The organism is Streptomyces sp. CBMA29 (assembly GCF_014596445.1).
GTDB lineage: Bacteria > Actinomycetota > Actinomycetes > Streptomycetales > Streptomycetaceae > Actinacidiphila.
In genome coordinates this window covers 17,584-39,031 of record NZ_MECL01000115.1, presented here as the reverse complement: position 1 = coordinate 39,031, position 21,448 = coordinate 17,584, and the positions used below count along the sequence as shown (strand labels likewise).

General features: G+C 71.8%; 20 protein-coding genes. 15 read left to right on the top strand and 5 right to left on the bottom strand.

Translation table 11 applies throughout. From position 1 onward, the window contains the following. Positions 1 to 86: 86 nt before the first annotated feature. A complete protein-coding gene (locus BGM09_RS16690) occupies positions 87 to 1,811 on the bottom strand; it encodes a phospholipid carrier-dependent glycosyltransferase (RefSeq protein WP_188282388.1) in 1,725 nt (574 codons plus the stop codon). Positions 1,812 to 2,160: 349 nt separating this feature from the next. On the opposite strand from BGM09_RS16690, the gene rsmI reads away from it, so the two are divergent. The 13 genes from rsmI (at position 2,161) to BGM09_RS16625 (ending at position 17,424) form a co-directional block, all read left to right on the top strand. Further along, entirely contained in the window at positions 2,161 to 3,036 is an 876-nt protein-coding gene (gene rsmI, locus BGM09_RS16685; protein ID WP_188282387.1) for a 16S rRNA (cytidine(1402)-2'-O)-methyltransferase, read from the top strand. A 223-nt stretch (positions 3,037 to 3,259) separates the two neighbouring features. Then, positions 3,260 to 3,829 (top strand): hypothetical protein, encoded by a 570-nt coding sequence (locus BGM09_RS37750; RefSeq protein WP_223187126.1) that lies wholly within the window; start codon positions 3,260 to 3,262, stop codon positions 3,827 to 3,829. Between the two features lie 35 nt (positions 3,830 to 3,864). Further along, positions 3,865 to 4,752 (top strand): TatD family hydrolase, encoded by an 888-nt coding sequence (locus tag BGM09_RS16675; protein ID WP_188282386.1) that lies wholly within the window; start codon positions 3,865 to 3,867, stop codon positions 4,750 to 4,752. 146 nt (positions 4,753 to 4,898) lie between these two features. Further along, complete coding sequence (locus BGM09_RS16670) at positions 4,899 to 6,044, top strand: ubiquitin-like domain-containing protein (protein WP_317452729.1); 1,146 nt, start codon at positions 4,899 to 4,901, stop codon at positions 6,042 to 6,044. Between the two features lie 58 nt (positions 6,045 to 6,102). After that, complete coding sequence (gene rsmA / locus BGM09_RS16665; protein WP_188282385.1) at positions 6,103 to 6,966, top strand: 16S rRNA (adenine(1518)-N(6)/adenine(1519)-N(6))-dimethyltransferase RsmA; 864 nt, start codon at positions 6,103 to 6,105, stop codon at positions 6,964 to 6,966. A gap of 128 nt (positions 6,967 to 7,094) precedes the next feature. After that, a complete protein-coding gene (locus BGM09_RS16660) occupies positions 7,095 to 8,027 on the top strand; it encodes a 4-(cytidine 5'-diphospho)-2-C-methyl-D-erythritol kinase (protein WP_188282384.1) in 933 nt (310 codons plus the stop codon). Between the two features lie 86 nt (positions 8,028 to 8,113). After that, positions 8,114 to 9,904 (top strand): ABC-F family ATP-binding cassette domain-containing protein, encoded by a 1,791-nt coding sequence (locus BGM09_RS16655; RefSeq protein ID WP_188282383.1) that lies wholly within the window; start codon positions 8,114 to 8,116, stop codon positions 9,902 to 9,904. Between the two features lie 180 nt (positions 9,905 to 10,084). After that, the gene (locus BGM09_RS16650; RefSeq protein ID WP_188282382.1) at positions 10,085 to 11,809 is read left to right on the top strand and encodes a PQQ-binding-like beta-propeller repeat protein; all 1,725 of its coding nucleotides are present in this window, start codon (positions 10,085 to 10,087) and stop codon (positions 11,807 to 11,809) included. A gap of 274 nt (positions 11,810 to 12,083) precedes the next feature. Further along, a complete protein-coding gene (locus tag BGM09_RS16645) occupies positions 12,084 to 12,839 on the top strand; it encodes a helix-turn-helix transcriptional regulator (protein ID WP_188282381.1) in 756 nt (251 codons plus the stop codon). 225 nt (positions 12,840 to 13,064) lie between these two features. After that, positions 13,065 to 14,111: a galactose-1-phosphate uridylyltransferase gene (gene galT, locus BGM09_RS16640; protein ID WP_188282380.1), complete on the top strand. Its 1,047-nt coding sequence runs from the start codon at positions 13,065 to 13,067 to the stop codon at positions 14,109 to 14,111. An 86-nt stretch (positions 14,112 to 14,197) separates the two neighbouring features. Continuing rightward, positions 14,198 to 15,178 carry a UDP-glucose 4-epimerase GalE gene (gene galE, locus BGM09_RS16635; protein ID WP_223187132.1) on the top strand — a complete coding sequence of 327 codons (981 nt, stop codon included), beginning with the start codon at positions 14,198 to 14,200 and terminating at the stop codon, positions 15,176 to 15,178. Beyond that, on the top strand, positions 15,175 to 16,335 hold the full coding sequence (gene galK, locus BGM09_RS16630) for a galactokinase (RefSeq protein WP_188282378.1): 1,161 nt from the start codon (positions 15,175 to 15,177) through the stop codon (positions 16,333 to 16,335). The genes galE and galK overlap by 4 nt, the downstream gene beginning before the upstream one ends. Positions 16,336 to 16,641: 306 nt before the next feature. Beyond that, positions 16,642 to 17,424 (top strand): LuxR C-terminal-related transcriptional regulator, encoded by a 783-nt coding sequence (locus BGM09_RS16625; RefSeq protein WP_188282377.1) that lies wholly within the window; start codon positions 16,642 to 16,644, stop codon positions 17,422 to 17,424. Here the strand turns inward: BGM09_RS16625 and BGM09_RS16620 are convergent. Then, positions 17,383 to 17,880 (bottom strand): MarR family winged helix-turn-helix transcriptional regulator, encoded by a 498-nt coding sequence (locus BGM09_RS16620; protein WP_188282376.1) that lies wholly within the window; start codon positions 17,878 to 17,880, stop codon positions 17,383 to 17,385. The two genes, BGM09_RS16625 and BGM09_RS16620, sit on opposite strands and share 42 nt — an antisense overlap. Before the next feature lie 166 nt (positions 17,881 to 18,046). Between BGM09_RS16620 and BGM09_RS16615 the strand changes: the two genes are divergently transcribed. Further along, positions 18,047 to 18,877: a trans-aconitate 2-methyltransferase gene (locus tag BGM09_RS16615; RefSeq protein WP_188282375.1), complete on the top strand. Its 831-nt coding sequence runs from the start codon at positions 18,047 to 18,049 to the stop codon at positions 18,875 to 18,877. Then, positions 18,874 to 19,302: a glyoxalase gene (locus BGM09_RS16610; RefSeq protein WP_188282374.1), complete on the top strand. Its 429-nt coding sequence runs from the start codon at positions 18,874 to 18,876 to the stop codon at positions 19,300 to 19,302. The genes BGM09_RS16615 and BGM09_RS16610 overlap by 4 nt, the downstream gene beginning before the upstream one ends. A gap of 66 nt (positions 19,303 to 19,368) precedes the next feature. On the opposite strand, the gene BGM09_RS16605 is transcribed toward BGM09_RS16610, so the two are convergent. From BGM09_RS16605 to BGM09_RS16595, 3 genes are all read right to left on the bottom strand, one after another. Continuing rightward, the gene (locus BGM09_RS16605) at positions 19,369 to 19,863 is read right to left on the bottom strand and encodes a hypothetical protein (protein WP_411158319.1); all 495 of its coding nucleotides are present in this window, start codon (positions 19,861 to 19,863) and stop codon (positions 19,369 to 19,371) included. Between the two features lie 105 nt (positions 19,864 to 19,968). Next, entirely contained in the window at positions 19,969 to 20,562 is a 594-nt protein-coding gene (pth, locus tag BGM09_RS16600; protein ID WP_188282373.1) for an aminoacyl-tRNA hydrolase, read from the bottom strand. Positions 20,563 to 20,741: 179 nt separating this feature from the next. Continuing rightward, positions 20,742 to 21,347, bottom strand: a complete 606-nt coding sequence (locus BGM09_RS16595) for a 50S ribosomal protein L25/general stress protein Ctc (protein WP_188282372.1) — start codon at positions 21,345 to 21,347, stop codon at positions 20,742 to 20,744. Between the last annotated feature and the right edge of the window lie 101 nt (positions 21,348 to 21,448).

Here is a 21,448-nt window from a genome sequence, read left to right as displayed (position 1 = left end):
GCGCGGAGGAAGGTCTCAGTCCGGGCACGGGTTCGTACGGAAAGCCTCGGGCTCCGCGTCGCCGCGTCGCCGCGCCGACGCCCCGGTCAGACCCAGGAGTCGAACCACATCCTGGCCTGCCAACTGCTGTACGGAATCGTCATACCGGTATAGATCGGGAAGAAGTAGATGAAATTCCAGATGATCAGTAGGACAAGGGTGCCCGCGCCGACCGCGCCCCACATACGTCTGCCCTCACTCGCGCTCGGTGGGCCGAGGAAGGCGCCGATCATCATGGCGACCGCGAGGCAGAGGTAGGGCACGAAGGCGACGGCGTAGAAGAAGAAGATCGTACGGTCCTGGTAGAGGAACCAGGGGAGGTAACCGGCGCCCGCCGCGCACAAAATGGCGCCCGCGCGCCAGTCGCGGCGCATCGCCCAGCGGTAGACGAGGTAGATGAGGGCGAAGCAGGCGGACCACCACAGCAGGGGCGTGCCCAGTGCGATGATCTCGCGGGAGCAGCCGGCGGCGGCGTGACAGCCGTCCTCGCCGTTCTTGGGGGATTGGAAGAAGTACGAGACCGGGCGGCCGAGTACGAGCCAGCTCCAGGGGTTGGACTGGTAGGGGTGCGGGGTCTGGAGATTGACGTTGAAGTCGTAGACCTGCACCTCGTAGTGCCACAGGCTGCGAAGGGGGGCCGGGATCCACGACCAGGTGCCGCCGCGGGCGTCCGCCCAGTGCCGTCCGTAGGCGTTGTCGGACAGGAACCAGCCGGACCAGGAGAGCAGATACGTCACCAGGGCGACCGGCAGGATCGTCAGCGCGGCCCAGCCCAGGTCCTTGCGCAGGACGGCGAGGTACGGGCGGCGGGCGCCCGCCAGGCGGCGTGAGCCGATGTCCCAGACGACGGTCATGATGCCGAATACGGCCAGGAAATACAGGCCGTTCCACTTGCTGGCGCAGGCCAGGCCGAGGCAGACGGCGGCGGCGATCCGCCAGGGCCGCCAGCCCATGCCCGCCCGGTCGCCGACCTGCCGGTCGGGTCCCGCGTAACCGTTCTCGTCGACGGGCAGGGCGCGCGCGAGGCGGGCCCGCGACCAGTCGCGGTCGATCAGCAGACAGCCGAACGCGGCGAGCGCGAAGAAGGAGATGACGAGGTCGAGCAGCGCGATCCGGCTCATCACGAAGTGCAGTCCGTCGACCGCGAGCAGGGTGCCCGCCACGCAGCCGAGCGCCGTGGAGCGGAACAGGCGTCGCCCTATCCGGCACAGCATCAGGACGGACAGGGTGCCGATCAGCGCCATCATGAAGCGCCAGCCGAAGGGGTTGAGCCCGAACATCCACTCGCCGACCGCGATCACCCACTTGCCCATCGGCGGGTGCACGACATAGCCGGGCGCGTCGGAGAGCGGGATCACCTGGGGGTGGGCCAGGATCTGCGGGTTGGAGACCTTGCCGTCGGTCCAGGTGCCCTCGTAGCCGAACTTCAGCAGCGACCAGGCGTCCTTGGCGTAGTACGTCTCGTCGAAGACGACGTCACGCGGGTTGCCCAGGTGCCAGAAGCGGATCGCCCCGGCGAAGACGGCGACCAGCAGCGGGCCGAGCCAGCCGCTCCACTTCGCCACCCGGTGCGCCGCGACGGGGCCGAGGCCGAGCGCCTCCCACATCCGGGTGCCCGGTTCGGGGAACGGCGGTACGAGGCGGTCGCGGGTGTCGGTCCGAGTCCGTTCCGCATAGCCGAACCGGCGCAGTCGTCGCGCCCACGCGCTCGACTCCGCCTCCACCCGAAAGCCCTCGTCGGCCCGGTCCTGCGTCGCGGTCTCACTTGTCACCGGCCCATCGTAGGGAAACCCCCTGAGAAAGCGATGAGGTCCGGGCTCACCGCCCGGGTTTGTCCGCAATCCCGGCCGGTAACCAGGGGGTGCGCGGACCGTATCCGGGCGGTTTCCGAGCCGTGGGGCGGGCGGTGGGGCGGGCGGTGGGGCGGGCGGGACCGGGGCCGCGCCCGTTCGTGCGGGGCCGCAGGGCAGGCGAAGGGCTCCGGCGTGATCCTGGTCACGCGCCGTACGGCCGGCGCCGGGGAGCGGGGAGCGGGGGGCGGGGGGCGGGGAAGCGGGGCACGGGGCGCGGGGCGCTGGGCGCGATTGAGGGGATACGGCGGGCAGGTGGGAGGCTGGGGGCGTGACCACCTCAGCCGTCGGCGTCCTCGTTCTGGCCGGAACCCCCATCGGCGACCCCGCCGACGCCCCGCCCCGCCTCAGCGCGGAACTGCTCGCCGCCGATGTGATCGCCGCGGAGGACACCCGCCGCTTCCGCCGTCTGACGCACGCGCTGGACGTGCACCCGACGGCCAGGGTCGTCTCGTACTTCGAGGGCAACGAGAGCGGGCGCACCCCGGAACTGGTCGAGGCGCTGGAGGGCGGCGCGCGGGTCGTGCTGGTGACGGACGCGGGGATGCCGTCGGTGTCCGACCCCGGCTACCGGCTGGTGGCGGCGGCCGTCGAGCGCGACATCAAGGTGACCGCGGTGCCGGGTCCGTCGGCCGTACTGACCGCGCTGGCGGTCTCCGGGCTGCCGGTGGACCGTTTCTGTTTCGAGGGCTTCCTGCCGCGCAAGGCGGGCGAACGGCTGTCGCGGCTGCGCGAGGTCGCCGCCGATCGCCGCACCCTGGTGTATTTCGAGGCGCCGCACCGGATCGACGACACCTTGGCGGCGATGGCGCAGGCGTTCGGCGAGGAGCGCAGGGCCGCGGTCTGCCGGGAGCTGACCAAGACGTACGAGGAGGTCAAGCGCGGGCCGCTGAAGGCGCTCGCGCTGTGGGCGGCGGAGGGGGTGCGCGGCGAGATCACCGTCGTGGTGGAAGGCGCGCCCGAGCCCGGCCCCGCCGACCTCGACCCGGCCGAACTCGTCCGCCGGGTGGCGGCCAGGGAAGAGGCGGGCGAGCGGCGCAAGGAGGCCATCGCGGCGGTCGCCGCGGAGGCGGGCCTGCCCAAGCGGGAGGTCTTCGACGCCGTCGTCGCCGCCAAGCGGACCGGTGAACTGCCCCCGGGCGCCTGATGCCCTGACGGCTGGGCACGCAATCCCGATAGGCCGCCCTTTTGACACCGTATGAACCTAAACCGTATGCATGGCAAAGCAATATCCGTCATCTGCCACATACGGGCCCAAATCTGGCTCAAGAGTCCGGCGCATCTCCTGCGGAGCGGGCAAAACGGGCGTTCGCTGGTAGGTGCAAAGTCCCGCTCCGGACACCTTGTCCGGAGGGCACGCAGGAGCTGCCATGAGCGAGACCATCGGAAGCGATCCCCGTCCCGTCGCCGCCGCCGCACCGGCTACGCCCGCCGTACCCGTACCCGTACCCGTACCCGTACCCGTACCCGTACCCGTGCCCGTCACAGCGACCGTCACCGCCCCCGCGCCCGACCGCCCGGCCGCCGGGCGCGAGGGGTCAGGCCAGAACGCGGCGGAGGCGTACGCCTTCGCCTGCCTGAACTGCGGCCACGGCTGGGAGCAGGCGTACGAGATCGAGCACCATGTGGACGTGTCCGGCCACGCCTTCGTCGTCTACCTCGCGGACGGCGCGAGGGTGCCGTCCCCGCTCACCCGCCCGGCGTGCCTGAACTGCGGCGGTACGCACGTACGCATCATGCGCTCGGGACAGGTCTCCGGCGTCGCCTCCGTATGGGCACACCCGCGGGGCGACCGCGGTGTGCGCCGCGAGCACCACTGGTCGGTCCTGCACTTCCTGCACCGCAAGCAGCACGGGGAGCGCGGTAAGCATGGCGGGCGGCGCGGCGGGCAGCCCGGCCTCCAGTCCGATGAGCGGTCCGGGGGAGCCGACACCGCCTGACAGGACGACGGCCCCGCGTCCCTAGGATCGGGGCCATGCCCGACAAGAAGGCCACGGCCGACGACAAGAAGTCCGCCCCGCCGGCGCCCGAGCCGCTGCGGGTGGCGGTCGCCGATTCCCACACCCACCTCGACATGCAGCCGGGCACGGTTCCCCAGGCCCTCGCCCAGGCCGCCGCGGTCGGCGTCGACACCCTCATCCAGGTGGGGTGCGATCTCGCGGGTTCCCGCTGGGCGGCGAAGACGGCCGCCGCCCACGACGCGATCTGGGCCACCGTGGCCCTGCACCCGAACGAGGCGCCCCGCATCGTCCACGGAGCGCCCGAGGGCTCCTACGGGGGCGCGCAGGCGCCGCGCGGCATCGAAGGGCTCGACCGGGAGATCGACGAGATCGACGCGCTCGCCGCCCTTCCTCAGGTGCGCGGTGTCGGCGAGACCGGCCTGGACTACTTCCGCACCGGGCCCGACGGCGTCGCCGCCCAACAGCACTCGTTCCGTCGCCATATCGACATCGCCAAGCGGCACGGCAAGGCGCTGGTCATCCACGACCGCGAGGCGCACGCCGACGTCCTGCGCATCCTCGATGAGGAGGGCGCTCCCGACACCGTCGTCTTCCATTGCTACTCCGGCGACGCCGAGATGGCTGAAGTCTGCGCGGCGCAAGGGTTTTACCTCTCCTTCGCCGGCACCGTTACCTACAAGTCGGCGCAGAATCTGCGCGACGCGGTGGCCGTCGCCCCGCTCGACCGGCTCCTGGTGGAGACCGACGCGCCCTTCCTCACCCCGGTGCCGTACCGAGGACGGTCGAATGCGCCATACCTCATTCCGGTCACGCTGCGCGCGATGGCGGCGGCCCGCGGGATCGACGAGGACACCCTCGCGACGGCCGTCGCGGCCAACACCGCCAGGGCGTTCGCCTACTGACGTTTCCACGCGCTCACCCGGACAGGTGACTTCGCGCGACCGGATGTGACGACGCCACGCGACGGCGAGCGCTTGGCCGGCGGCGGTAAGTCGGCTACGTTCCCGGTTCCCCGCACCGGAACCCCGCAGTCGTGGAGCGAGCCGTCGTGAGCAATACGCAGGGCACACACCGAGCCGCCGCCCGTCCGGCGGCCACCGTCCGGCAGACCGGCCGCGCGATCGTGCCGCGGGCGCTGGTGATGGCGGTCCTGGCGGGCGGCACCGGCGCGTATGTGCTGGCCGACAAGGCGGTACGGCTGACCGTGGACGGCCAGCCGCGCACGCTGCACACCTTCGCCGACGACGTGGCCGACGTGCTGCACGAGCAGGGCGTCGCGGTGGGCGACCACGACATCGTGGCCCCGGCGCCGGGCGAGGCGCTGCACGACGGCGACGACGTGGTGGTCCGCTACGGCCGTCCGCTGACGCTCACCGTGGACGGCCGTCACCAGCGGGTGTGGACGACCGGCAAGACCGTCGCGGAAGCGCTGCGGCAGCTCGGCGTACGGGCCGAGGGCGCGTATCTCAACGCCTCCCGCGACGCGTCCATCGGGCGCCACGGCCTCTTCCTCGACGTGCGCACGGAACGTACGGTCACCGTCCTGGCCGACGGCCGCGAGCACACCGTGCGCACCAACGCCGCCACCGTCCGGCAGGCCGTCGCGGACGCGGGCGTCACCCTCGGCGGCCAGGACGCCACCTCCGTGGACGCCGACAGCTTCCCCCGCGACGGCCAGACCGTCTCGGTGCTGCGGATCTCCGGTCACCGGGAGGCCCGCGAAGAACCGATCCCCTTCCGCACCCGCAGGCACACCGACGCGACGCTCGCGCAAGGCACCGAGGCCGTGGACCGACCGGGCCGCGACGGCGTCCGCCGCGTCACGTACGCCTACCGCACCGTCAACGGCGTCCGGGAGCGCCCGCGCGTCGTGGAGTCGGTGACCGCGCGCGAACCGGTCACCGAGGTCGTACGCGTCGGCACCAAACCGATGCCCACCACTGTCGCGGGCGCCGACGGCCTCAATTGGGGCGGCCTCGCGCAGTGCGAGGCGGGCGGCAGACCCGACGCGGTGGACGCGACCGGCACCTATGGCGGGCTCTACCAGTTCGACGTCCACACCTGGCACAGCATCGGCGGCCAGGGCCGCCCCCAGGACGCCCCCGCCGCCGAGCAGACCTACCGGGCCAAGAAGCTGTACGTCCAGCGCGGCGCCGCCCCCTGGCCGGTCTGCGGGCGGCACCTGGGCGGCTAGGGCGTGCCCGGCGTGCGGCCCGCGAGGGCGGCTCCGGCCGCCCCGTACTCTTGCGGGTGTGAGTACGACAGATCCCGACGCCCTCCTCGGACCGGCCGACATCCGTGAACTGGCCGCGGCGCTGGGGGTGCGCCCCACCAAGCAGCGCGGGCAGAATTTCGTCATCGACGCGAACACGGTGCGGCGGATCGTCAGGACCGCCGGGGTGCGGCCCGAGGACGCGGTCGTCGAGGTCGGTCCCGGACTCGGCTCGCTCACCCTCGCGCTGCTGGAGGCCGCCGACCGGGTCACCGCGATCGAGATCGACGACGTGCTGGCCGCGGCCCTGCCCGCGACGGTCGCCGCGCGCATGCCGGACCGGGCGGACCGTTTCGCTCTGGTGCACAGTGACGCGATGCGGGTGACGGAACTGCCGGGGCCGCCGCCCACCGCCCTGGTGGCGAATCTGCCGTACAACGTGGCGGTGCCCGTCCTGCTGCACATGCTCGCCGCCTTCCCGAGCATCGAGCGCACCTTGGTGATGGTCCAGGCCGAGGTCGCCGACCGGCTGGCCGCCGGGCCGGGCAACAAGGTGTACGGAGTGCCGTCGGTGAAGGCCAACTGGTACGCGGAGGTCAAGCGCGCCGGTTCCATCGGCCGCAATGTGTTCTGGCCCGCGCCCAACGTCGACTCCGGTCTCGTCTCGCTGACCCGGCGTGACCCGCCGAAGACCACCGCCACCCGCGAAGAGGTCTTCGCCGCCGTGGACGCGGCCTTCGCTCAGCGCCGCAAGACGCTGCGCGCCGCGCTGTCCGGCTGGGCGGGCTCGGCCCCGGCCGCCGAGGCCGCGCTGGTGGCCGCCGGGGTCTCCCCGCAGGCCAGGGGCGAGGAACTGACGGTGGAGGAATTCGCCGCCGTCGCCGAGCACAAGCCCGCGGTCTGACGCCGCCGCACCGTAAACCCGCCGCCGCCCGTGATCCTCAGCATTCCGAGAATCCCTCAGCACCCCGTGAATCCGCCGCGCCCGGTGGACCACGCTCCGTACGCACCACCCTCGCAAGGGAGCCAGCAGTGACCGCCGCACCCGTCACCGTCCGCGTGCCCGCAAAGGTCAACGTCCAGCTCGCGGTCGGCGGTCGCCGCCCCGACGGTTTCCACGACCTGGCGAACGTCTTTCTGGCGGTCGACCTGTACGACCATGTGACAGCAGTGCCCGCCGACACGTTGACGATCACCGCGTCCGGCCCCGGCACCGACAACATCCCGCTGGACGCCACCAATCTGGCGGCGAAAGCGGCGATCGCGCTCGCCGCGCACCATGGCGTCGATCCCGTTGTGGGATTGCACATCACCAAGGACATCCCTGTGGCGGGCGGCATGGCGGGCGGCAGCGCGGACGCGGCGGCGGCGCTGCTCGCCTGCGACACTCTGTGGGGCCTGAACACCCCGCGCGCCGACCTGCTCGCGATCTGCGCGGAGCTGGGCAGCGACGTGCCGTTCAGCCTGGTCGGCGGGGCGGCGCTGGGGGAGGGCCGGGGCGAGATCCTGACGCCGCTGGACGTGGCGGGCCCCTTCCACTGGGTCTTCGCCGTCGCCGACGGCGGCCTGTCCACCCCGGCCGTCTACCGCGAGTGCGACCGCCTGCGCCGGGAGTCCGGCGCGGGCGACACCACCGACGACGTACCGTCGCCCGTCGCCGACCCCGCGCTGATCGACGCGCTGCGCACCGGCGACCCGTACGCGCTCGCCGCCGTCCTGGTCAACGACCTCCAGGCCGCCGCCCTGTCGCTGCGGCCCGCGCTGGCCGACACCCTGGCCACCGGCACGGACGCGGGCGCGCTCGCCGCGCTGGTCTCCGGCTCGGGACCCACCTGCGCCTTCCTCGCGCCGGACGCCGACACCGCCGCCAAGATCGCGGTCACCCTCACCGCCTCCGGCACCTGCCGCACCGCCCGCCCGGCCGCCTCCCCGGCCCCCGGCGCGACCGTCGTCCCCGCCCCCTGACCGCCGGGGCACCACCCGGAACCGGCACCTCACCGCGCCGCACTACGCTGAAGCAGAACCCCCGCGAACCCCTGGAGCGTACGAGAGTGGCCGTCAACCTGGTCAACGTCGAAGCCGTCGGCAAGACATACGGCACGCGAGCGCTGCTCGAATCCGTGTCCCTCGGCGTCTCCGAAGGCGACCGCACCGGCGTCGTGGGCCGCAACGGCGACGGCAAGACCACCCTCATCCGGCTGCTCGCCAAGCTGGAGGAGCCGGACACCGGCCGCGTCACCCACCAGGGTGGGTTGCGACTCGGCGTGTTGACGCAGGGCGACAGCCTCGACCCGGCCGCGACCGTGCGCCACGAGGTGATCGGCGACCGCGCCGACCACCAGTGGGCGGGCGACGCGAAGATCCGCGACGTGCTGACCGGCCTGTTCGGCGGTCTCGACCTGCCCGGCTTCCCGCTCGGCCTCGACACCGTCATCGGCCCGCTCTCCGGCGGCGAGCGGCGCAGGATCGCGCTCGCGAAGCTGCTCATCGAGGAGCAGGACCTGCTGGTCCTCGACGAGCCGACCAACCACCTCGACGTCGAGGGCATCGCCTGGCTCGCGAGCCACCTCAGCGCCCGCCGCTCCGCGCTCGTCTGCGTCACCCACGACCGCTGGTTCCTCGACCAGGTCTGCACCCGCATGTGGGACGTGCAGCGCGGCGCGGTGTACGAGTACGAGGGCGGCTACAGCGACTACGTGTTCGCGCGCGCCGAGCGGGAACGGATCGCGGCCACCGAGGAGACCAAGCGGCAGAATCTGATGCGCAAGGAGCTGGCCTGGCTGCGCCGCGGCGCTCCGGCCCGCACCTCCAAGCCGCGCTTCCGCATCGAGGCGGCGAACGAGCTGATCGCCGACGTGCCGCCGCCGCGCGACACCGCGGAGCTGATGAAATTCGCCAACTCCCGGCTCGGCAAGACGGTCTTCGAGTTGGAGGATGTCACAGTCCAAGCGGGCCCCAAGGTGCTGCTGAAGCACCTGACGTGGCAGCTCGGCCCCGGCGACCGCGTTGGCCTGGTCGGCGTCAACGGCTCGGGCAAGACCTCACTCCTGCGGGCGCTCGCCGAGGCCGCGGCGACCGGCGGCGACCAGCAGCCCGCGGCCGGCAAAGTGGTCGTCGGCAAGACGGTGAAGCTCGCTTACCTCTCCCAGGAGGTCGCCGAGCTCGACCCGAACTGGCGGGTCCTCCAGGCCGTGGAGGCGGTACGGCAGCGCGTCGACCTGGGCAAGGGCCGGGAGATGACGGCGGGGCAGCTCTGCGAGAAGTTCGGCTTCACCAAGGAGAAGCAGTGGACGCCGGTCGGCGACCTGTCCGGCGGTGAGCGCCGTCGGCTCCAGATCCTGCGGCTGCTGATGGACGAGCCCAACGTGCTGTTCCTGGACGAGCCCACCAACGACCTCGACATCGAGACGCTCACCCAGTTGGAGGACCTGCTGGACGGCTGGCCCGGCTCGATGCTGGTGATCAGCCACGACCGGTACTTCCTGGAGCGCACCACCGACCGCGTCTTCGCGCTGCTCGGCGACGCCAGCCTGCGCATGCTGCCGCGCGGTGTGGACGAGTACCTGGAGCGCCGCCGCCGGGTCGCCGAGGCCGCGGCCCCCGCCCCGGCGCCCGCCAAGGACAAGCCCGCAGGCGACACCCGCGCGGCGAAGAAGGAACTCCAGCGCATCGAGCGGCAGCTCGACAAACTCGGCCAGCGCGAGGCGAAACTGCACACCGGCATCGCCGACAATGCGACCGACTTCGAGAAAGTCGCTTCCCTGGACGCCGAATTGCGCGCGCTGCGCGAGGAGCGCGAGGAACTGGAGATGCGTTGGCTGGAGTTGGCGGAGGACGCGTGACACCCCTTCACATGGGGCGGGTAACACCCCTTCACTGGTGAAGCAGAACCCCTCGACGTGTGAAGACGTGTAGCGGCCAGGTAACGGTCGGGCCGCTCCCCGAGGGGGTGGTTGGGGCGGGTGATAGAAAGAATTTCCGTTCATCCGTCCCTGATTCACCTGTGCCCGAAGGACCTGTTGATGTCGCAGCCGCCCCCGCCGCCCCCCGGAAACCCGCCGCCGCCCGGCGGTGGTTACGGATACCCGGGCCAGGCGGGCCCGGTTCCCGGTAACGAGAACCCGTACGCGCAGCCGGTGCCCCCCGGCCAGAACCCGTACGCGCAGGCGCCCACCCAACCGGCCTTCCCGCAGCAGCAGTACGGCGGCCAGCAGGGACCTCCGCCGCCACCCGGCCAGACGCCGCCCCCGCCGCCGGGTCAGGCGCCGCAGGGGCAGACACCGCCCCCGCAGTACGGCTACCCGCAGCCCGGCCAATTTCCGCCGCAGCAGCAGGCGTACGGCTATCCGCAGCAACAACAACAGCCGCCGTACGGGCCAGGACCCTCGGGCTACCCCGCCCCCTCCGGCGGTTCGTCGAACAACAAGCTGATCGTGATCGTCGCGGCGGTCGTCGCCGCGGTGCTGGTGATCGGCGGCGGTGTGTACTTCGCGACCAGGGGCAGCGGCGGCGACGACCCGGCGCCCAAGCCGCAGGCCAACGCCGGTGGCGCCAACGGCGGTACGAACACCGCCAAGACCCACAATTCGACACTGTCGTACAAGTGGGACAAGCCCGCGGACCCGGTGGCGTCGAAGGACAATCTGAAGAGCGTCCTCGGCGTCTGGTTCACCGACAAGTACGTGGTGAAGAACGAGATCGACAAGGTCGTCGGCTACGACCTGGGCACCGGCGCGGTGGCGTGGACCGTACCGGCACCGTCGAGCGGCGACTGCACGGCCGCGCGCGACTCCAACAACAACATGACGGCCGTTCAGTTCGGCGCCCACTGCGAGCAGGTCATGGTGATCGATCTCGCGGCGGGCAGGACGGTGTGGACGGCGAAGCTGCCGGTCGGCAGTTCGGAGAAGCCGGACTTCAACTACAGCGAGATGGCGATCAGCGGCGACACGCTCGGCGTGGACTGGCTGGAGGGCTCGATCGGCTACCGGCTGAGCACCCAGAAGGTGCTGTGGCGGTCGGGCAACGGTGACTGCGAGGACGACGGCTACGCGGGCGGCAAGCAATTCGTCGCGATCGTCAACTGCGGCTACAAGACGTACAAGGTCCAGGTCATCGACCCGGACAACAACGGCAGCGCCAAATGGTCGTGGACGGCGCCGGTCGGCACCAAGGTCACGGCCGTCGTCTCCACCGACCCGGTGGTGGTGGTGCTCGGCACCGAGGGCGAGAGGCAGACCGACGTGGCGACGATCGTCGACGGCCGTCTCCAGTCGCGGGTCTCGCTCGGCACCGACAAGTACGACATCAGCACGGACGGTACCGAGATGCAGGCCGCGCACAATGTGATCGTCAGTAGTGACACCCTCTATCTGTCGCTGACGAGCAAGCACGACAGCAACGGCCAGGTGCTCAGCGGGATCGTCGCGTTCAACCTGAGCGACGGCAAACAGAAGTGGATCGCCAAGCCCGACAGCAAGCACGACATCCAGGGTCTCGCGATCGAGGACGGCAAGCTGCTCGCGTACGAGCCCGCCGACTACGACGTGCAGGGCCGCCTGGTGACCCTGGACCCGGCCAGCGGCGCGATCACCACCTACGCGCAGTTCGACACCGACGCCTCGAAGAAGCTGGACGTGTCGGCGATGCGCAGCTACCCCGTCTGGCACGACGGTCATTTCATCATCGCGACGCGCACGGTGTACGCGTCCTCGTCCAACCAGACCTATCTGGTGACCTTCGGCTGACGAGCCGACGAGCTGACGAGCCGACGAGCTGACGAGCTGACGAGCTGACGAGTGGACCGGCTGACCGGCCGACTCACCAGCCGATCTGCTCATCGGACGACCGAACGCTCCGCCCGTGCCCCCTACCGACGGTAATTCCGGATTCGCCGGAACCTTCTGTTCGATAGAGGGCACGGGCGATGGTGGATGCGTGTAGCTTCGCCGCCTAGGGCGGTATGCGTAGGGGTCGGGGTCGGCAGTGGTCCGGACCCCGGGGGGATGGGGGATACCCGACATGGGCGTACGGCTCGTGGTCGTCGACGACCACCGCCTGCTCGCCGAGGCGTTGGCCTCGGCACTGAAGCTGCGCGGGCACCGGGTGCTCGCGGCGGCGGCGCCCGCGGCGGCGGCGGCGGAACTGGTGCTGAGCAGGTCTCCCGAGGTGTGCCTGTACGGCACGGCCGCACCGGCAGAGCCGGGCGCCTTCGACGCGGTGGCCAGGATCAAGCGGGAGCGCCCGGCGGTCGCCGTGGTCGTCCTCGGCCCGGTGCCCGACCCGCGCGGCATCGCGGCGGCCTTCGCGGCCGGCGCCTCCGGTTACGTACGCCATGACGAGCGCATCGAGGGCGTGGAGCGCGCGATGGCCAAGGCGCGGGCCGGGGAGGTCGCGGTGGCGCAGACGCTCCTCCAGGGCGCCTTCGCGGAACTGCTCAACCCCGCGCGGCAGCCGGACGACGAGGGCGCGCGGCTGCTGGAGATGCTGACCCCGCGCGAGATCGAGGTCCTGGTGCGGGTCGCGGAGGGCGAGGACACCCGGCTGATCGCGGCGGGCATGCGGATCGCGCCGAGCACCGCGCGGACGCATGTGCAGCGCGTCCTGATGAAGCTGGGGGTCGGCTCCCGGCTGGAGGCCGCCGCCCTGGCCGCCCGTACCGGCCTGCTGGACCGCGCGACGGCCGAAGGCGCCCCGACGTCCCCGGCCTCCCCGCCGTCCTCGCCCTCCCCGCCGTTCCCGCCGTCCTCCGCGGCCGGACCCGGCGTGGCGGGCTGAGGCACAGCGCCCAGCACCCCTTTTTCCGCACCTATTCCGCACGTTTTCCGCACGCGGGGCGGCACCTCCGGACACGAGGTGCCGCCCCGCCCTCGCGTGCGCGGACACTTACCACCACAATCAACCTGTTTCAAGCGTCTTCCCGGAGCCCCCATTGACCGGACTGTTATTTTGTGGTTCCTTGTGTTTGATTATGTTGAGTGCTTGTGATGAGGGGCCTCAAGGGTGAAGAAGACGACGACCCGGCTCGCCGACGGCCGTGAGCTGATCTATTACGACTCCAGGGACGACGTCGTGCGCGACGCCGTGGACCGCCGCCCGCTGGAGCCCGTCGCCACCGAGTCCGAGCTGCGCGCCGACCGGCTGCTGGGCGACACCGTCGCCGTCGCCTCGCACCGGCAGGGCCGTACGTACCACCCGCCCGCGGACGAGTGCCCGCTGTGCCCGTCGCGCGAAGGCCGGTTGAGCGAGATCCCGGACAGCGACTACGAGGTGGTCGTGTTCGAGAACCGCTTCCCCTCGCTGGCCGGTGACGCGGGCCGCTGCGAGGTCGTCTGTTTCACCCCCGACCACGACGCGTCCTTCGCCGACCTGAGCCCCGCCTCCGCCCGCCTGGTGCTGGACGCCTGGACCGACCGCACCCGCGACCTGAGCCAGCAGCCCGGCGTCGAGCAGGTCTTCCCGTTCGAGAACCGCGGCGCGGAGATCGGCGTCACCCTCGGCCACCCGCACGGCCAGATCTACGCCTATCCGTTCGTCACACCGCGCACCGCCCTGATGCTGCGCTCGCTCGCCGGGCACCGCGAGCGCACCGGCGGACGCAACCTCTTCGACGACGTCCTCGCCGACGAGCGCGCGGACGGCCGCCGAATCGTCCTCACGGGTGAACACTGGACCGCCTTCGTGCCGTACGCCGCGCACTGGCCGTACGAAGTGCACCTGTATCCCCACCGCCGGGTGCCCGACCTGCTCGGCCTCGACGAGGAGGCGCGCGCCGAGTTCCCGCAGGTCTATCTGGAGCTGCTGCGCCGCTTCGACCGGATCTTCGGCGAGGGCCAGCCGCGTACCCCGTACATCTCCGGCTGGCACCAGGCGCCGTTCAACGCGCCGGACCGCCGCGATTTCGCGCTCCATCTGGAGCTTTTCACTATCCGGCGCACATCGGGCAAGCTGAAGTTCCTCGCGGGCTCCGAGTCCGGAATGGGCGCCTTCATCAATGATGTGCCGCCGGAGTCCGCGGCGTTGCGACTGCGAGAGGTAGCGAGTCAGTGAGCACCGAGCGAGCGGGCACCGAGCCGACGACCGCCAAGCGGGAGACTGCCGCCCAGCGGGAGACGGCCGCCCGGCCCAAGAAGGTCCTGGTCACCGGCGGCGCCGGTTACGTCGGCGGGGTCGTCGCCGCCCATCTGCTGGAGGCCGGGCACCGGGTGACGGTGCTGGACGACCTGTCGACCGGCTTCCTCGCGGGCGTGCCCAAGGGCGCCGACTTCGTCGAGGGCCGCGTCCAGGACGCCGACAAGGTGCTCGACAGCACCTATGACGCGGTGCTGCACTTCGCCGCCTCCTCGCAGGTCGGCGAGTCCGTCGCCGTACCCGAGAAGTACTGGCGCAACAACGTCGGCGGCACCCTCGAACTGCTCGCCGCCATGCGCGACTCCGGCGTACGCACCCTCGTCTTCTCCTCCACCGCCGCCACCTACGGCGAGCCCACCGCCATCCCCATCACCGAGGACGCGGCGACCGCGCCCACCAACCCCTACGGCGCGACGAAGCTCGCCGTCGACCACATGATCAGCAGCGAGTGCGCGGCGCACGGCCTGTCCGCCGTCTCCCTGCGGTACTTCAACGTCGCGGGCGCGTACGGCGGCCACGGCGAGCGGCACGACCCCGAGTCGCACCTGATCCCGCTGGTCCTCCAGGTCGCGCAGGGCCGCCGCCCCGCGGTCTCGGTCTTCGGCGACGACTACCCGACGCCGGACGGCACCTGCCTGCGCGACTACATCCACGTCGCGGACCTGGCGCAGGCCCATCTGCTGGCGCTCGACAAGGCGCCCGCGGGCGAGCATCTGATCTGCAACCTCGGCAACGGCAACGGCTTCTCGGTCCGCGAGGTCATCGAGACCGCCCGCCAGGTCACCGGCCACCCCATCCCGGCCAACGACGAGGCGCGCCGCGCGGGCGACCCCGCCGTACTGGTCGCCTCCGCCGAACGCGCCAGGCAGCGGCTCGGCTGGCAGCCCAGCCGCACCGACCTCGCGGAGATCATCCGCGACGCATGGAATTTCACCCGGTCGCTGTCGCAGGACCACTCGCCGACGCAGGGGGAGGACGGACGATGACGGAAGCCACGACGGGAGCAACGACGGAAGCCGCGTTCGAGATCGCGTTCAAGAACATCTTCGGGCGCGCGCCCGAGGGCATATGGGCGGCGCCCGGCCGGGTCAATCTGATCGGCGAGCACACCGACTACAACGACGGCTACGTCATGCCGTTCGCGCTCCCGCACCGCACCCGGGCGGCCGTCGCCCGCCGCGACGACGGGCTGCTGCGCGTGCACTCCGCCGACATGGACGGCGGCATCGTCGAACTGCGCGTCGACGAACTGGCTCCCGGTACGACCGGCGGCTGGGCGGTCTACCCCGCGGCCGTCCTGTGGACGCTGCGGCAGGCGGGCCACGCCATCGGCGGCGCCGACATCCACTACGACAGCAATGTGCCGGTCGGCGGCGGCCTCTCGTCCTCCGCCGCGCTCCAGGTCGTCACCGCCCTGGCCCTCACCGAACTGCACGGCCTCGACCTGCCCCGCCAGGAGCTGGCCCTGCTCTGCCAGTCCTCGGAGAACACCTACGTCGGCGCGCCCGTCGGCGTCATGGACCAGACCGCGTCCGCCTGCTGTACGCGGGGGCACGCGCTCCACCTCGACGTGCGCGGGCTCACGCAGCGCCAGGTGCCGTTCGACCTGGCCGCGCAGGGGCTGCAACTGCTGGTGGTCGACACCCGCGTCAAGCACGCGCACGCCGACGGGGCGTACGGCGAACTGCGCGCGGGCTGCGAGGCCGCCGCCGCGGCCCTCGGCGTCCCGGCGCTGCGCGACGTCCCCTACGACGGGCTCGACGCCGCGCTGGCCGCCCTCCCCGACGAGCGGCTGCGGCGGCTCACCCGGCACGTGGTGACCGAGAACCGGCGCGTCGAGGAGGTCATCGCGCTTCTGGACGCCGGGCGCACCCGCGAGATCGGGCCCGTCCTGACCGCGGGACACGTCTCGCTCCGCGACGACTTCCGGATCTCCTGCGCGGAACTCGACCTCGTGGTGGACACCGCGCTCGCCAACGGCGCCCTGGGCGCCCGTATGACCGGCGGCGGCTTCGGCGGCTCCGCCATCGTCCTGGCGGAGGCCACCGGCATTCCGGAGCTGTCCGCGACGATCCAGGCCGCCCTTCCGGCGGCCCGGCTCTTCTCGACGACGCCGGGTCCCGGAGCGCACCGGCTGGTTTAGCGGGGCGCGCCGTTCCCCGGCCCCGCCCGGCGTGTGCGGGGCCGCTTGCGTCACCGTGGTCACTCCCGTACCACATAGTGAGGGAATCCGGAATTCCGCGACGGAGAACTTCCGTCAAGACGGTGTTAACGGGGGCGCGACGCCCTACGCTTTTGGGACAGCGCCGGTGGGGGCCGGCGTGCATCAGGGGGCGAGACGCAAGGGGTTCGGCACCCGGGGAGGGGCGGCGGTCCCGATCCGGGTGCCGGATCCCGCGCGAATGCCGCCCCGCCACTGGGGGAGTGCCCAACACCGGGAGTGGTACCCGTGGGACGAATCCGCGTTCTCGTCGTCGATGATCATCGCATCTTCGCCGAGTCGCTTGCCGCCGCGCTCGCGGCGGAGCCCGACGTCGACGTCTCGGCCGCGGGGAGCGGCCCGGCCGCGCAGCGCTGCCTGGACCGCGCGGCGGCCGACAACCGGCGCTACGACGTCCTGCTGGTGGACGCCGATCTGGGGGACGGTCCGCGACCGCCGGTGACGCTCGCGGCGGTGCCGCGCATCCCGGTCGAGCAGGAACCGGTCCTGGACGGCCTGGCGCTGGTGGAACGGGTCAGGGCCGAGTATCCGGGGACCCGTACCGTCGTGCTGGCCGAGCGGGACGACGCCCGCAGGGCGGCCCGCGCGCTCCAGGCCGGGGCGTCGGGGTGGGTCGCGAAGGACTGCTCGCTGTCCCGGCTGCTCGCGGTCGTACGCGGCGTGCTGCGCGACGAGACGCATCTGCCGCCCGCGCTGCTGACCGGGGTGCTGCGCGAGCTGACGGCCGCCCGCAGGCACCGCACCGAGAGCGAACGGCTGGTGGAGTCGCTGACGCCGCGCGAGCAGGAGGTGCTGCGCTGCATGGTCGCGGGCCTGGGCCGCAAAGCCGTCGCCGAGCGGCTGTTCCTGTCGCCGCACACCGTCCGCACCCATATGCAGAATGTGCTGGGCAAGCTCGGCGTGCACTCGACGCTCGCGGCGGTCGCGCTGGCCCGCAGGGCGGGTGTGGGGCCGGTGGAGCTGGTGCCGTCAGCCGGGGACGTTGTCGAAAGGCGCGGTCAACTGTCGTAGCAGCCCGGCCAGTTCACCGCGCTGCCGGGCGGACAGCTCGCCCAGGATCGAACGTTCCTGCGCGAGCAGTCCGGCCAGTGACTGGTCCGCGCGCTCCTGGCCCTCCACGGTGAGCCGGACGAGCACGCCGCGCCGGTCGCTGGGGTCGGGCAGCCGCTCGACGAGCCCGCGCTGGGCGAGCCGGTCGATCCGGTTGGTCATCGTGCCGGAGGTGACCAGTGTCTGGGTCAGGAGCTGGCCCGGCGAGAGCTGGTACGGCGGCCCCGCGCGGCGCAGCGAGGTGAGCACGTCGAATTCCCACGGTTCGAGGCTGTGCTCGGCGAAGGCCAGCCGCCGCGCCCGGTCGAGGTGCCGGGCGAGCCTGCTGACCCGGCTGAGCACCTCCAGTGGTTCCACGTCGAGGTCGGGGCGCTCTCGGCGCCATGCAGCGACCAGCCGGTCGACCTCGTCCTCCATGCGCTCAGTGTAGTAGGTCTGTCGATATGAAGTCTCTTGATATGAAGCCTCTTGACTTCAAGAGACATATCGGAGGAGCCTGGACACCGACCAGAGGGCAGAACCTCGCCCTCCGTTTCGGTAGCGGCTGTGCACAGCCGGCTGTGAAAAGCCAGGGAGTACGACGATGCAAGCAGCGCCAACGTGGGACCCGCAACAGTATCTCCGGCACTCCACCCACCGCACCCGCCCCTTCCTCGACCTCCTCACCCGTATCCGGGATCTGCCGGGCGGCGACGCGCCCCGGATCGCCGACATCGGGTGCGGTCCCGGCAATGTCACCGCACTGCTCGCCGACCGCTGGCCCGGCGCCCGGATCACCGGCTTCGACAGCTCACGCGAGATGCTGGACGCGGCGGCGCGGTACGCGGGACCCACGGCGGGCGGCGGCGAGCTGGACTTCCGGCAGGCCGACGCGGCGCGCTGGGCGCCCGAGGAGTCCTTCGACCTGATCGTCTCCAACGCCGCCCTCCAGTGGGTGCCCGGCCACGTCGACAGCTTCCCCGGCTGGCTCGACCACATCACGCCCGGCGGCACCCTGGCCTTCCAGGTGCCGGGCAACTTCACCGCGCCCAGCCATGCGCTGCTGGGCGAGCTGTGCGACACCCCGCAGTGGCGCGACCGGCTCGACGGACACGGCCGCCGCTACGTCCACATCCTCAGCCCGGCCGGCTATCTGGAGCGGCTCACCGAACTGGGCTGCGCGGCCGACGTGTGGGAGTCGACGTATGTGCAGTTGCTCCAGGGCGAGGACCCGGTGCTGGAATGGACCAAGGGCACCGCGCTGCGGCCGGTGCTGACCGCGCTGGACGGCGATCGCGGGGCGGTGACGGAATTCGTCGGCCAGTACCGCGACCTGCTGCGCAAGGCGTACCCGCCGGGCCCGCACGGCACGGTCTTCCCCTTCCGGCGGATCTTCACCGTCGCGCGCAAACAGCACCAGGAGGTCGTCGCATGACGGAGCGAGCCGGTGGGGGCGCGGGGGACGGGGCGGGGGGCGCCGGTGACTTCGGGATCTCCGGGGTCGACCACGTACAGCTCGCCGCGCCGCCCGGCAGCGAGGAGTCGCTGCGCGCGTACTACGTCGGGGTGCTGGGGATGGCCGGGTTGACCAAGCCGCCGGTGCTCGCGGCGCGCGGCGGCTGCTGGTTCGCGGCGGGGGACGCGGTGCTGCACTTAGGGATCGAGGAGGACTTCAGGCCCGCGCGCAAGGCACATCCGGGCATCCGCGTCACCGGGATCTACGCCTTCGGCAAGGACCTCCAGGCGCGCGGCGCCAAGGTGGTCTGGGACTACGACCTGCCGGGTCACTCCCGCTTCTACTCCGAGGACCCGGTCGGCAACCGGCTGGAATTCCTGGAGCGGACGGCGACCGAGGTCTGACGGCCCGCGTGCGTGGGGGGCGTCGGGCCGCACCGCCCGGCGCCCCCGTACGCGTATGACGGCGCGTCACAGCAACAGGAAAGCCGCACCAATAAGTGCGGCCCCGAACCCCGCCAGCGTCCACGCCGTCCGCCGCATCCGCAGTGCCCCGCCGGCCACGACCGCGGCCAGCAGCAGGGCTCCGGCCAGCGGCACCCAGGAGAAGAACAGACCGCCCCAGTCCGACCGTATGACCGTGTTCGTATCGGGCTTCACCACGACCGGCACACGGTCGCCGACATGGCGTTCGACCGGCAGGCTGATGGTGACCTTCGGCCGGGCGACGGCCGACCCCTTCGGCGCGAAGGGCCCGGTGCAGGTGGAGTCGCCGCAGTTCGTCAGCGTCATCGTGCCGTGCTCGTGCCCCTTGGTGAGCACCACATATTGCGCGGTCTTCCATGAGTCCCAGGCACCGGACGCCAGGAGCAGCAGTACCAGCGCCCACCCGCCCACCACCCGGGCCAGCAGGACCAGCCCCCAGGTGCCCTCGGCCATCCGGCGGGAACGGCTGCGTTTCACCATGCGGGCGATCTTTGGCCATCGCATGCCGTCCGGTCAACCTCGGTACGCGCCCGCCCTCGACAAGGGTGAGCGCCGTGTCCGGCGGTTGACCGGTCGCGCGTCCCCTCAGGTGTTGTACGTGCTCTGCGCGCGCTCCAGGCCCTCGGTGATCAGCGCCTCGACCGCGTCCGCCGCCCGGTCCACGAACCAGTCCAGCTCCTTGCGCTCGGTGGACGAGAAGTCCTTGAGCACAAAGGCCGCCACGTCCATCCGGCCCGGCGGACGGCCGATCCCCGCGCGCACCCGCAGATAGTCGGGGCCCATCGACTTGGTCATCGACTTGAGGCCGTTGTGGCCGTTGTCGCCGCCGCCCAGCTTGAGCCGCAGCGTGCCGAAGTCGATGTCCAGCTCGTCGTGGACGGCGATGATCCGCTCGGTCGGCACCTTGTAGAAGTCGCGCAGCGCGGTCACCGGGCCGCCGGACAGATTCATGTACGACTGAGGCTTTGCCAGCACCACCCGCTGGTTCGCCGGTCCCGGCGGGCCGATCCGGCCCTCCACGACCACGGCCTGCGCCTTCTGCGCGCGCTTGAACCTGCCGCCGATCCGCTCGGCGAGCAGATCGGCCACCATGAAGCCGATGTTGTGCCGGTTCCCCGCGTACTCCGGGCCCGGATTGCCGAGGCCCGCGACCAGCCAGGGCCCTGAGGTGTCACTCATCCACGTCTCCGACTCCGTGTCGCCGACTTCGTACCGGGAAAACGGCCGCCGCCGCACTCCGTGAGGGTGCGGCGGCGGCCGGGGTCACACGCGAGCGCTCAGGCACGTGAACACGTGAACACGTGAGCGCCCAAGCCCGCGAGCGCGTAAGCGTCCGAGGACCAGGGGAGCGCGGGGGACTACGCCTCGGCGGCGGCGTCCTCGGTGCCCTCGGCGGCTTCGTCGCCCGCCTCGTCGGCGGCCTCGGCCTGGGCCGAGACGACCTGGATGACGACCGCGTCCTCGTCGATCGCCAGGGTGGAGCCCTTGGGCAGGGTGATGTCCTTGGCGAGGATGGAGGCACCGGCCTCCAGGCCCTCGATGGAGACGGTGACCGCGGTCGGGATGTGGGTCGCCTCGGCCTCGACGGGCAGCGTGTTGAGCACGTGCTCCAGCAGGTTGCCGCCGACGGCCAGCTCGCCCTCGGTCTGCACCGGGATCTCGACGGTGACCTTCTCGCCGCTCTTCACGGACAGCAGGTCGACGTGCTCGATGGTGCCGCGCAGCGGGTTGCGCTGGACCGCCTTGGGGATGACCAGCGCGGTCTTGCCGTCGAGCTGGAGGGAGATCAGCACGTTCGCGGTGCGGAGCGCGAGCAGCAGCTCGTGGCCGGGGACGGTGACGTGCTGCGGGTCGGCGCCGTGACCGTAGATGACGGCGGGGACCTGGTGGGCGCGGCGCACGCGGCGGGCGGCGCCCTTGCCGAACTCGGTGCGCGGCTCTGCGGCGATCTTGACCTCGGCCATGATGCTCAACTCCTCGATACGGAAAACTCGGTACGCGAAAGGGGGGTCATACGGTCGCCCGACCCACGACGGGCCGTTCCACGACTCACCCCCGCTCGCGC